Source organism: Candidatus Eisenbacteria bacterium (genome assembly GCA_035577985.1).
GTDB lineage: Bacteria > Desulfobacterota > Binatia > DP-6 > DP-6 > DATJZY01.
Window position 1 is genome coordinate 32527 of sequence record DATJZY010000029.1, and the last position, 13234, is coordinate 45760.

Genomic DNA, 13234 nt, shown 5'->3' on the forward strand with positions numbered 1-13234 from the left:
GTGGCGATCCACGTCGGCATCGAGCACACGACCGGCTACCGGTACGATCGGCCGGTCGCGCACGGGCCGCACCTCGTCCGGCTGCGCCCCGCGCCGCACACCCGCACGCCCGTGCACGACTACCGCCTCACGATCGGCGGCGGGCCGCACCGCGTCTACTGGCAGGAGGATCCGTTCGGGAACCTGCTCGCGCGCGTCGTCTTCCCGGAGCCGATGCGCACGCTCACCGTGACCGTCGATCTCGTCGCGGAGATGACGATCATCAATCCGTTCGACTTCTTCGTGGAGGCGTACGCCGAGCAGTACCCGTTTCGCTACGACAGCCTGCTCGCGCGCGAGCTCGTTCCCTACTGCGAGATCGGCGAGCGCGGGGCGCGCCTCGCGGCGTTCCTCGCCGACGTGTCGCGGCGGCGCCGGCGGACGGTCGAGTTCCTGGTCGCCGTGAACCAGCAGCTCCACCGCGCAGTCGACTATTCGATCCGCCTCGACCCCGGGGTGCAGACCTGCGAGCAGACGCTCGAGCGACGGATCGGGTCGTGTCGCGACTCGGCGTGGCTGCTGGTGCAGGTCCTGCGCCATCTCGGGCTCGCGGCTCGGTTCGTCTCCGGCTACCTGATCCAGCTGGCGCCGGACCAGAAGTCGCTCGACGGCCCGTCCGGTCCGGAGCAGGACTTCACGGACCTCCACGCGTGGACCGAGGTGTACGTTCCCGGCGCGGGCTGGATCGGGCTCGATCCGACCTCGGGCCTGTTCGCAGGCGAGGGGCACATCCCCCTCGCCTGCACGCCCGATCCCGTGAGCGCGGCGCCCATCACCGGCGCCATCGACGAGTGCGAGGTCGAGTTCCACCACCGCAACGTCGTCCGGCGCGTGCACGAGGATCCGCGCGTGACCAGGCCGTATGCCGACGCGCAGTGGGCCGAGATCGGCGCGCTCGGGCGCGCCGTCGACGCCGAGCTGGCGGCGCTCGACGTGCGTCTCACGCTCGGCGGCGAGCCCACCTTCGTCTCGATCGACGACATGGACGGCGCGGAATGGAACACGGAGGCGCTCGGTGTCGCCAAGCGCGAGCGTGCCGGTGTGCTGCTGCGCGGCCTGCGCGAGGCCTTCGCGCCCGGCGGGCTCCTGCACTTCGGCGAGGGCAAGTGGTATCCGGCCGAGCCCCTGCCCCGCTGGGCGCTCGGCTGTCATTGGCGCACCGACGGGCGTCCGCTCTGGCACGACGCGACGCTCGTCGCCGACGAAGCGCGCGACTACGGCGTCGACGCGGGCGCCGCACAGCGCTTCGGCCGCCGTCTCGCCGAGCGGCTCGGCGTGGGCGCCGGCGGTCTCGTGCCCGCGTTCGAGGACTGGGCGCACTACCTCTGGCGGGAAGCGAGCCGCCCGATCGACCTCGACGTTCTCGCGATCCCGTGGGCGCCGCAGTTCCGCGACGACTGCAGCGTGGCGCTGGCGCGCGGCCTCGACCAGGCGGTCGGCTGGGTCCTGCCGCTCGCGTGGGATGCGGTCCACGGCACATGGGCGTCGGGCCGGCTGCCGCCCGGTCCGATTCACCTGGCGCCGGGCAGCTCGGCGATGGGGCTGCGCCTTCCCGTGTCGCACTTCCCCGGCGCCGCGGAGGTCGAGCACGAGGAGCCGGTCGCCGGCGCGCCGGTGCCGGGGGCCGGCAGCGCGCCGCTGCCGCCCGGAGACGCGAGGCGGCGACGACGAAGCTGGATCGGCGTGCCACCGACTGCCCTCTGTCTCGAGCCACGCGGCGGACGGCTCTACGCCTTCATGCCACCGCTCGATGCGCTCGACACGTACGCGGCGCTCCTCGCCGCGATCGAGGCGACGGCGGCGGAGCTCGGAATGCCCGTCCTCGTCGAGGGCTACGAGCCGCCGCGCTCGCCGGCGCTGCGTACGATCAAGGTGACGCCCGATCCCGGCGTGATCGAGGTGAACGTCCATCCCGCGACGACGTGGGACGAGCTCGAGCGCGACACCGTGCTGCTGTACGCGACCGCGCGCGCGTCGCGCCTCGGCACCGAGAAGTTCATGCTCGACGGCCGCCACACCGGCACGGGAGGCGGGAACCATGTGACGCTCGGCGGCGCCACGCCCGCCGACAGCCCGTTCCTGCGCCGTCCCGATCTCCTGCGCTCGCTCATCACGTACTGGCAGCACCACCCGGCGCTCTCCTACCTCTTCTCGGGTCTCTTCATCGGCCCCACCTCGCAGGCCCCGCGCGTCGACGAGGGCGGGAGCGCATGCCTGGACGAGCTCGAGCGGAGCCTCGCCGAGATCGAGCGCGCGGGGACGCCGTGGGTCGTCGACCGCGCGCTGCGGAGCTTCCTCGCCGATCCGACCGGCAACACGCACCGCACCGAGTTCAGCATCGACAAGCTGTGGTCGGCCGACGGACCGTCGGGTCGCCAGGGCCTCGTCGAGCTGCGCGCCTTCGAGATGCCGCCGCACGCCCGCATGAGCCTCGCGCAGATGCTGCTCCTGCGCACCCTCGTCGCGCGCTTCTGGAAGGAGCCGTACCGGCATCCGCTCGTGCGCTGGGGCACGGCGCTCCACGATCGCTTCCTGCTGCCGCACTACGTGTGGGCCGACATGACGTCGGTCGTGGACGAGCTCGCCGGCGCCGGCTACCCGTTCCGCAGCGAGTGGTTCGCGCCCTTCTTCGAGTTCCGCTTCCCGCTCTACGGCCGCGCCGCCTACGAGGGCGTCGAGCTGGAGCTGCGGATGGCGCTCGAACCCTGGCCCGTGCTCGGCGAGGAGACCGCCGCGCAGCGCCAGGCGCGCGCCGTCGACTCCGCGATCGAGCGCCTCCAGGTATCGTGCCGCGGCTTCGATCCGGAACGCTTCCTCCTGGCGTGCAACGGCCGGCGCGTGCCCCTGCGAGCGACGGGCCCCGCCGGCGAGTACGTCGCGGGGCTGCGCTACAAGGCGTGGCCGTCGCCCTTCGGCCTGCACCCGACCGTGCCCGTGCACGCCCCGCTCGTGATCGACCTGGTCGATCGCCGCCTCGGGCGCGCGGTCGGAGGCTGCGTCTACCACGTGACTCATCCGGGCGGGCTCGCCTACGAGGCGTTCCCCGTGAACGCCTACGAAGCCGAGACGCGGCGAATCTCGCGCTTCTGGGCGTGGGGTCACACGCCGGGCGCGTTCTCGCCGCCGGCGTGGGCCGAGCGCCTGGACGCGCACGTGGCACGCGGGAGTCGCGCCACGACGTGGGAACCGGCGCCCGAGCGTCCCGATCCCGAGCATCCCTGCACCCTCGACCTGCGCAGGCTGCCGCCGTCATGACCCGCCGGATCGCCCTCACGCACACGATCGAGCAGCGCTTCGCGCGGCCCGTGCAGCTCTCGACGCACTGGCTGCGGCTCCGTCCGGCGCCGCACGCGCGCGCCCGGACGACGGCGTACTCGATGCGCGTCCGCACCGAGCCGCACTTCCTCAACTGGCTCCGCGATCCGTTCGAGAACCACGTCGCGCGGCTCGACCTGCCCGAGCCGGTGACGCAGCTCGCGATCGACGTCGCCCTCGTCGCCGATCTGACCGAGACGAACCCGCTCGACTTCCTCGTCGACGAGAGCGCGACACGGCATCCGTTCGACTACGAGCCGCAGCTCCACAAGGAGCTCGAGCCCTACCTCCGCGTCGAGGACATGGGCGCCGAGCTGACCGCCTGGCTCGCCGCGCTCGAGCGCACGCCACGCTACGTCGTCGAGCGGGTCCACGACGTCGCCACGAAGATGCGCGAGCGCTTCGCCGGGACGCCGCCGGAGCTCGCCTGGCTGCTGACCCTCGCCTACCGTGCGCTCGGCCTCGCGGCGCGCTTCACGAGCGGCTACCGGATCGCGGACGACGCGGCGAGCGTGCACGCGTGGAGCGAGGTCTATCTCCCGGGCGCGGGCTGGATCGGGATCGATCCCAGCGCCGGCCTCTTCACGACCGAGGCCTGGGTCCCGCTCGCCTGCGCGCCCGAGCCGCTGCGGGCGCAGCCGCTGGTCGGGTTTCGCGAAGCCAGCGACGAGACCGTACGTGATGCGATCACCCTCGCCCTCCTCGCGCCGGACGAGCCGTCGTGGCCGTGGGGCGACGACACGTGGGCGTATGTCCGTGCGCTCGGCGCGAAGGTCGACGCCGACCTCGGCGCCGCCGGCGTGTCGCTCGCGGTCGGCCGCGAGGTGGCGTTCACGTCGGCGATCGAGGCGGGGTCGATCGAGTGGAGCACCGGCGTACTGGGCGACGCAAAGCGCCGGGCGGGCGGCGCGCTGCTGCGCGCCCTCGGCGCACGCCTCGGGCCCGGCGCGCTCGTGCAGACGGGGTACGGCGAGTGGTACGTCGGCGAGCCGTCGTTGCGGTGGCGGCTCACGTCGCTGTGGCGCGCCGACGGGCAGCCGCTCTGGCGCGATCCGTCGTTGCTGGCCCAGTCGCCGGCGAGCCAGATCACCGTCGCCGCGGCCGAGGAGGCGGCCCACGCCCTCGCGCGCGCGCTCGGCGTGGCGCCCGCGTGCGTGATGCCCGCCTACGAGGATTCGCTCCATCGTCTATCGCGCAGCGGAAGCGGCAGCGGGAGCGGCACCGTCGCCCCGCCTCCGCTCGAAGACCTGCGCGATCCGGAACGGCGGCGCGAGCTCGCCGATCGGCTCGCAGAAGCGGGCACGCCCGCCGGGTACGCGCTGCCGCTCGAGCACGACGACACCGAAGATCGCTGGCGAAGTGGCGTCTGGCGCTTCCGCCGCCGGCGGCTCCATCTCCTGCCCGGGACGCTGCCGATGGGCTTCCGGCTCCCGCTCGAGAGCCTCCCGGCCCACGACGATGCCTCGGTGCCGCGCACGGCGCTCTGCATCGAGGTGCGCGACGGGCTGCTCCACGTCTTCCTGCCGCCTCTGCCGCGGGTCGAGCACTACCTGGACCTCACGCGCGCGATCGAGAGCGCTGCGCATGCGATCGGCGTCCCGGTCGCGCTCGAGGGCTACGAGCCGGCCGAGGACCCGCGCCTGCGGCGCGTCGTGGTCGAGCCCGACGCCGGCGTGCTGCGCGTGACGCTGCCGTCGACCGCGAGCTTCGAGGAGCACGCGGCGCTGCTGGACACCGCGTACGACGAGGCCGCGGAGCTGGGCCTCCATGCCGAGCGCGCGCTCGCGAACGGCGCCCGCGAGCCGGTCGGCGCGGGAGCCGGCGTCGTGCTCGGCGGGACGACGCCCGACGAGAGCCCGCTTCATCGCCGCCCGGAGATCCTGCGGGCGCTGGTCACGTGCTGGCAGCGTCATCCGAGCCTCTCCTACTTCTTCGCCACGCGGTTCGTAGGTCCCGGCGGCCGCGCGCCGCGACCCGACGAGGGCCGGGACGATGCGCTCTTCGAGCTCGCGCTCGCCCTCGAACGCATGCCGCGGGGCGAGAACGCGCTGCCCTGGATTCCAGACCGCCTGCTGCGCCACCTGCTCGCCGATCCGGCGGGCGACCTGCGGCGCGCCGAGATCCGCACCGACGCGCTCTTCGATCCTGCGCGCGCGACGCGCCGGCTCGGCCAGTTGGTCCTGCGGAGCTTCGAGACGCCGCCGCACGCGCGCCTGGCCGCGCTGCAGTCGCTGCTCGTGATGGCGCTGGTCGCCCGCTTCGCGCACGATCCGCGCCCGCAAGACCTCCGGCGCTGGGGGCCCGCCCTGCACGACCGGTTCCTGCTCCCGTCGCTACTCTGGGACGACCTGGTGGCGGTGCTGCGCGACCTCGACGAGGCGGGCTATCCGCTGCAGCCCGAGTGGTTCGCGCCGCTGCTCGCCTTCCACTTCCCCGTCGTCGGCGGCGTGTGCCTGGGCGACGTGGCGCTCGAGCTGCGGCTCGCACACGAGCCGTGGCCGGTCCTCGCCGAGGAGACCACGGGCGCCGGCGTCGCGCGCTTCGTCGACTCGGCGAACGAGCGGCTCGAGGTGCGGGCGACCGGGCTGCCGCCGTCGCGGTATGCGCTCGTCTGCAACGGCCGGCGCGTCCCGCTGCGTCCGACCGGCGTGCAGGGCGAGTGGATCGCGGGCGTCCGCTACAAGGCCTGGAATGCGCCCGCGACCCTGCATCCGACGACGTTCGCCGTCGGCGTCCTCGTCTTCGACCTGATCGACACGTGGAGCGGACGCGCGATCGGCGGGTGCCGCTTCTTTCCGGCGCGTCCGACCCTGGCGGGACCGGCGGCGCAGCCGCCGGTCGTCGTCGAGCGCGGGGACGGCGAGCGCGGCCGCCCTCCCCGCCCCACGCCATCCCCGCTGGTCTGGCAGCGCCCGCGCACGGGCAGCTTCGAGCCCGAGGGCAGCGGCCAGGGCCCCATGACCGTGCCGCCCGAGGAGATGGTGCCAGGGCACGTGCTCGATCTCACCGCACCTGCATGACGCCTACGCTCGAAAGTCGGGCTCCGGTATCGTATCCATCGACGGCGCCCATGGATTCGCTGGCCTCAGCGCCCGACCCCCATCTGGTGGCCGGGTACCGCGCCCGGCCGGGGGTCTACGACGAGATGGTCGGCCCCGACGGCGAGGTGCGCCCGCACTGGCGCTACGTCGCCGAGGCCCTCGGCACCCTCGGCCTCCCCGCCCTCCACGACCGCTGGCGCGAGACCCGGCGCCTGCTGCGCGAGAGCGGCGCCACCTACAACGTCTACGGCGACCCGCAGGGGCTGGAGCGCCCGTGGCAGCTCGACCCGATCCCGATGCTCCTCTCGAGCGACGAGTGGCGCGAGATCGAGTGGGGTCTCATGCAGCGCGCCGAGCTGCTGAACCTGATCCTGCGCGACATCTACGGGCCGCAGGACCTGATCAAGAAGGGCTTCCTGCCGCTCGAGCTCGTCTATGCGCACGGCGGCTTCCTGCGACCCTGCCACCCGATGCGCACGGCGGGCCCGCACTCGCTGATCTTCTACGCCGCCGACGTGGCGCGCGGACCCGACGGCCGGGTGCGCGTGCTCTCCGATCGCACGCAGGCGCCGTCGGGCGCAGGCTACGCGCTCGAGAACCGGGTCGTCATGAGCCGCGTGCTGCCGAGCCTGTACCGCGACTCGCACGTGCACCGGCTCTCGCTCTTCTTCCAGAACCTGCGCGCGAGCCTGGCGTCCATCTCGCCGCGCAAGCACACCGAGCCGCGCGTCGTGCTGCTCACGCCCGGCCCCCTCAACGAAGCGTACTTCGAGCACACGTACCTGGCGAGCTACCTCGGCTACACGCTCGCGCGCGGCGCCGATCTCACCGTGCGCGACGGCCAGGTGTGGCTGCGCGCCATGCGGCGGCTCGAGCCCGTCGACGTGATCCTGCGCCGGGTCGACGACCACTACTGCGATCCGCTCGAGCTGTATCCCGAGTCGCGGCTCGGGATCCCCGGCCTCACCGAGGCCGTGCGGCGCGGGACGGTCGCGGTCGCGAACCCGCTCGGCGCGAGCGTGCTCGAGAACCCGGCCCTGAACGCCTTCCTGCCGGCGATCGCCAAGCACTTCTTCGGCGGCGAGCTGCAGCTCCCGTCCGTGCCCACCTGGTGGTGCGGCGATCCGCACGGTCGCGAGCACGTGCTCGCGAACCTGGACCGCCTGGTCGTGCGCTCGATCTACCGCCAGCCGCGCAGCATCCCGGTGCTGGGCGGCCTGCTCTCGCACGCCGAGCAGCGTGTCCTCGCCGAGCGCATCCGCGCGCGACCGCAATGGTACGTGGGCCAGGAGCAGCTCCGGCCGTCGTCGGTGCCGGCGGTGGTCGAGTCGGGGCTCGAAGGACGCCAGGCCCTCATCCGCACCTTCCTGGTCGCGCGCGAGGACGGCTACGTCGTCATGCCCGGCGCGCTCACGCGCATCGGCGCCTCACCGCAGAGCTTCCTGCTCTCGAACCAGGCGGGTGGCCTCTCGAAGGACACGTGGATCCTCGCCACCGAGCCCGAGAAGCAGGTGAGCCTGCTCTCCGGTGCGTCGCGCGCGCCGGCGACGTCGGGCACGCAGCCCGCCCTGCCCGGCGGCGCGGCCGACAACCTCTTCTGGCTCGGTCGCTACGCCGAGCGCGCCGAGCAGGCGATCCGCATCGTGCGAGCCGCGCTGCGCGCTCACCGCAACGCCGTCGAGCTCGAGGGCCCCGACCGCCTGTGCCTCGACACCATCCTCGATGCCGTGACGCAGGTGACGGCCACCCATCCGGGGTTCCTGGGCGACGCCGAGCGGCGCGCCACACCGATCGCCGAGCTGCTCTCGGTCGTGCTGGACGGCGGGCGCGCGGGATCGGTCGCGTTCGACGTGCAGGCGATCCTGGCCGCCGCCTACGCCGTCCGCGATCGCCTCTCCGGCGACACCTGGCGGGTCCTGAACGACGTGCGGGCGCGCCTGGAGCGCCTCCAGGGCCGCCCGCAGGAGGCGGCGAACGAGCTCGAGGACGAGCTCGACGCGCTCGTGACCGACCTCGTCGCCATGTTCGCGCTCGCCGACGAGAGCATGCTGCGGGGCCAGGCCTGGCTGTTCCTCGACACGGGCCGGCGGGTGGAGCGCGCCATGACCCTCGCAGCGCTCCTGCGCGCCACCGTCACGTCGCGGCACGAGCCGCACGTCGAGGTGCAGCTCCTGGACGCCGTCCTGCGGGCGTCCGAGAGCCTCATGGCGTATCGCCGCACCTTCCACGAGCAGCCGCAGATCGAGCCCGTGCTCGCCCTCCTGCTCCTCGACGAGACGAACCCGCGCTCGCTCGGCTTCCAGCTCCGCCAGATCCAACACGCCATCACGGAGCTCGCGCACGAGGACGGACGGGTCGAGCTGAGCGAAGAGGAGCGCCTCGTCCTCGACGCGACGACGAGCCTTCGCCTGGCCGATCTCGGCCGCCTCTCGGGCTACGACAACGGCGGCGACGCGCGGCACGGGCTCGACGCGCTTCTCGCGCGCGTCACGACGCTCCTGGCGCAGGCCTCCGACGTGCTCACGCGCCACTACTTCCACGACGTGCAGGGCCCCCAGCACCTCGCCCGCATGACCGGAGGCTCGGGGCGATGAAGTACCGCGTGGTGCACCGCACCGAGTACGTCTACGCCGAGCCGGTGACGCTCTGCCACAACGAGACGCACCTGACGCCACGGTCGACCGCCGCGCAGCGCGTGCACGAGCACCACCTGGAGATCGAGCCCCGGCCGGACGTGCTCTCGCGGCGCGAGGACTTCTTCGGCAACCCGGTCGTGTACTTCGCCGTGCAGTCGGCCCATCCGCGGCTCGTGGTGACGGCGCGCAGCCAGGTCGAGCGCAAGGATGGTGCCGCGCATCCCGAGCTGTCGCGCGCGACGTGGGAGGACGCGGCGGCGCGCACGGCGACGGACGACACGCCGGCCGGGCTCGACGTACGCCAATACCTCCTCGACTCGCCGATGGCGGCGGCCACGCCGGCGATCGCGGCCTGGGCACGCGAATCCTTCCCGGCGGGACGGCCGCTCCTGGACGCGGTGCGTGATCTCACGTCGCGCATCCATCGCAACTTCGCCTACGAGCCAGGCGTGACGACCATCGCGACGCCGCTCGCCGAAGCGTTCGAGGAGCGGCGCGGCGTGTGTCAGGATTTCGCGCACCTCGGGATCGCGTGCCTGCGCTCGGTCGGCCTCGCCGCGAGCTACGTCTCGGGCTACATCGAGACCGTCCCGCCGCCCGGCAAAGAGCGGCTGGCCGGCGCCGACGCCTCGCACGCCTGGTTCGCGGTCTACGATCCCGACGCCGGCTGGCTGAACTTCGATCCGACCAACGACCAGCTGGTGGTCGAGCGCCACATCACGACCGCGTGGGGCCGGGAATATTCCGACGTGACGCCCATGAAGGGCATCATCTTCGGCGGCGGCCCGACCCACACCGCGAAGGTGTCGGTGGACATCGAGCGCGTCGCGGACTGATCGATTCCTACGGTGTGCAGCGCAGCGTGAGGCTGTCCTTGTCGGTGCAGCGCCCGAGCTCCGCGCAACCCTTCAGCTTCCGCGACGCCTTGAGCCCCTGACGCAGCGGCACGTCGAGCGACGCCAGCTGCGTGCAGGTCGGCGCCGCGAGCGGCGTCGTGAAGTGGACGTCGTTCGCCTTCGGGCCGCCGGCCGTGCCGCCGAGCGCCACCAGTCCGGTGACGAGCGCCTGGGCGTTCGCCGCGTCGGTCGCGTCGGCCGCCACCGGCGTCGGCTTGGAGACGACGTACCCCGTCGTCCCGCTCGCCGAGCAGGCGGGCAGCCGCGGGTCGACCTGGTCGAAGCAGATGCCGACCTTGAAGGTGCAGACGCCGTCGGCGGTGCGGTCGGCGTCGCAGGCGGGATCGCCGTCGCGGCAGGTCTGCGTCCGGTTCGGCCGTCCCCTGCGATCGAGGAACGGCACGTTGGTCGAATCGAGGACCTGCCACTCCGCGCGGCAGTCGGTCATGACGCTGCCGCCGCCCGGCACGAGCGGAGGCCGGAACCCGCCGGCGAGCGCCGCAGGATGCACCACTGCCCACGTCGTGAGGCTCGAGATGCTCGCCGTCGCGGTGTGCGTCGCCATGTCGACGACGGTCGGGAGCGCGGTGTACCCGGCGCCCACGCACGGGCCGTTGGCTCCGCAGTCGCCGTCGTCCGAGCACACGGCGCCACCCACCATGCAGGTGCCGTTCTGGAACGAGGCGATCGTCAGCGCCGCCTCGTCGGGGGTGTTGGGCGCGATGCCGGCGATGCCGAGCTCGGTGGTCGTGTAGGCGATCGTCAGGTCGGCGGAGAAGACGCTCGGGATCGCGCGCTGCGCGACCACGAAGAACGGGAGGAACCCGAGCGTTCCCACGCTGCTGATGCCGCCCGGCGGCACGTCGGCGTCGCCGGCGAGCGTCGTCGTGCCGAGGATCGAGCGGCCGACCGTGACGCGCGAGGCCACGACGTTCGTGCTGAAGGCGAGCGTCACGTCGGGCGTCGGCTCGCCGAACGGCATGGTGCCGCCGGCGTTGACCGTGCGTGCCAGGAACGTGTTGACGGAGGCGCCCGCGGGGACGTCGATGTTCTGATCGGGATTGTAGTTCGGCTCGCCACCGAAGCTGAACGTGCCCGGCGTTCCGTGCGCCACGATGTCGGCGAACCAGTCGAGCACCGACGGCAGGACGCCTGCGTTCGGCACGCGGATGCGGCGGTCGAGCGGGGGGAAGCCGCCGTTCAACGCGTACTCCTCGGGATGCGCGAAGTCGGGCACGAAGGTGAGGGTGCCGGGTCCCGTGCCGATGCTGGCCGCGTGCGTCGCGGGCCCGTTCTGGACGAGCGCAGCCGTGGCGCCGCCCGCGGCGTTGCCGTGGATCGTGCCGACGGTCGCCGTCACCGGCAGCGAGAACGGGCTCTGGTGGAGGTTCAGCACGAACGGATCGAAGATCTGCAGTCCGCTCGCGACCGCGAGCGCCTCGTTCGAGGGGTTGGGCACCACCTCGTCGCTGTAGTCCTCGAGCTGGATCACGTTGCGGGGGCTGCCGAGCGCCGGCGCCAGGAGCAGACTCGCCGAGTTGAGGCCGTCGGCCGGATCGAGAATCGCCTGCGTCAGGTTCGCCGCGAGGTTGAACTGGTCCGGCACGTTCGCCGGATCGAGGCCGAGGATGCCGTTCACCTGCGCCTGCGCGCCGGCGCCGATCGACGAGTTGAGGAAGAGCTGCGTATTGAGCCCGCCACCGGTGGCGTTCAAGAGAATGGCCTTCAAGTCGGGTTCGAGCGGCGTGAAGCCCGAGCCCATGAGGCCGCCGAGCGAGTGCCCCATGTAGAAGATCTTCGTGTCGTCGAGCACGGTGCCGAGCGCGGCGTCGATCGAATGGCCGTGCAGCAGCCGGACGAGCGACATGAGATCGACGTACGTCTGGCGGAAGTTGTCGCGGATGCCGAGGAAGTTGTGGAAGGCCTGGAAGAAGCCGAGCTGCACGGTGAGGAAGCTCACGCTGAAGCCGAAGTAGTTGCCGTCGACGAAGCCGTCGGGCACCGCGGTGCCGCCGACGTTGTTCGCGTGGTCCTGCGAGCACGGCGCGCCGGGCTTGCAGTCGAAGTAGCGGTAGCCGTGCGCGACGGCGTCGATGCCGATCGAGGCGAAGCCGCGCTCTGCGTCGGCCTCGCCGAACCCGACCACCGTGTCGCGCTGGCCGCCGAGCCCGTGCTGCTGGATGATGACCGGCCAGCCGCCGAGCGGTGGCGAGCCCTTGGGGACGACGATGGTGAACGGGATCTGCGCCGTGTCGACGACGACCGGCGTCCCGCCGGGATCGCGCGTGATGCGCTCGTCGGTGTTCTCGCACGGGAAGACGCAGGTCTTGAAGCCGTCGTTGGGGTTGGGGAGGTCGCCGAACGGGCCGTCGCCGTCGGGATCGTGGGTCTGGAAACGCGCGGCGTCGTAGTAGCCGGTCGCGATCGTGCCGACGTGGTCGTGCGGGTTGCTTCCGAGCAGCGTCTGCAAGGGCGCGTCGCCCGCGAAGACCAGGTTCGGCTGGCTCGTGAAGTCCGCGGTGGGAACCGGCAGCGACGGCAGCACGGTGTCGCGGATCGTCAGGAGATCGGCGGTCGTCGACTCGGTCGTGAAGACCGTCATGCCCGCGATCGACGCCGCGGCGACGCCATGCGTGCCGAGCATCGCGACGACCGGGTCGAAGATGGCGTCGGCGTCGGAATTGGCGCTGGCGCCGTCGCGGACCGAGAGCCAGTCGGCCGAAGGATCGCCGACCGCGCTCTTCACGACGCACGTGTACGTCGTCTTCGGGGCCAGCGGCCGTCCGGGCACCGGCAGCACCGCGAGCAGGTTCGAGATCCGCGAGTCCGCGTTCGGCTTGATCGCGATCGGCACGAGCGCGCCCGTGGTCGCGTCGGCGCAGAAGACGGAATCGGAGAACGACGGCGTGAGGCGCGGCGACGGCGGCAGGGCGCCGGTCACGATCGGCCCGTCGAAGAAGAAGTAGATCGAGGAGGTCGTGCCGAAGCCGTCCACCAGGTCCATCGCCTGCTCGACCGAGCCGGTGTTGGTCTGGATCACCTGCGCGGCGAGGCCGATCGACGCGCCGCTGTCGAGCAGCGTACCGTCGCCGTCGCCCGGCTGGCCCTGATCGAAGTAGAGGTCGTTCGGAAAGGGCAGCGAGCCGAACGTCGACGGGGTCGCGTCGAGTGCCGGCAGCGTGAACTGGATGGTCGCGCCCATCGTCCCTGCGGGCAGCAGGAGGGACAGGCCGAGCAGCGCGGTGGAAAACGATTTCGACATCGATCCTCCAGGTTGGCGATGTTCTCCCACGGGGAGAACGCCCCC

General features: G+C 72.5%; 5 protein-coding genes. 4 read left to right on the plus strand and 1 reads right to left on the minus strand.

The window, feature by feature from the left end:
* The 4 genes from VMS22_04360 to VMS22_04375 are packed head-to-tail and all read left to right on the plus strand — an operon-like array spanning position 1 to position 9867.
* Entirely contained in the window at positions 1–3294 is a 3294-nt protein-coding gene (locus tag VMS22_04360) for a transglutaminase family protein (protein ID HXJ33252.1), read from the plus strand.
* Complete coding sequence (locus tag VMS22_04365; GenBank protein HXJ33253.1) at positions 3291–6374, plus strand: transglutaminase family protein; 3084 nt, start codon at positions 3291–3293, stop codon at positions 6372–6374. The genes VMS22_04360 and VMS22_04365 overlap by 4 nt, the downstream gene beginning before the upstream one ends.
* Positions 6375–6424: 50 nt before the next feature.
* On the plus strand, positions 6425–8989 hold the full coding sequence (locus VMS22_04370; GenBank protein ID HXJ33254.1) for a circularly permuted type 2 ATP-grasp protein: 2565 nt from the start codon (positions 6425–6427) through the stop codon (positions 8987–8989).
* On the plus strand, positions 8986–9867 hold the full coding sequence (locus tag VMS22_04375; protein HXJ33255.1) for a transglutaminase family protein: 882 nt from the start codon (positions 8986–8988) through the stop codon (positions 9865–9867). The genes VMS22_04370 and VMS22_04375 overlap by 4 nt, the downstream gene beginning before the upstream one ends.
* A 7-nt stretch (positions 9868–9874) precedes the next feature.
* On the opposite strand, the gene VMS22_04380 is transcribed toward VMS22_04375, so the two are convergent.
* Positions 9875–13189, minus strand: coding sequence for a hypothetical protein (locus VMS22_04380; protein ID HXJ33256.1), 3315 nt, complete (start codon positions 13187–13189; stop codon positions 9875–9877).
* Positions 13190–13234 lie beyond the last annotated feature (45 nt).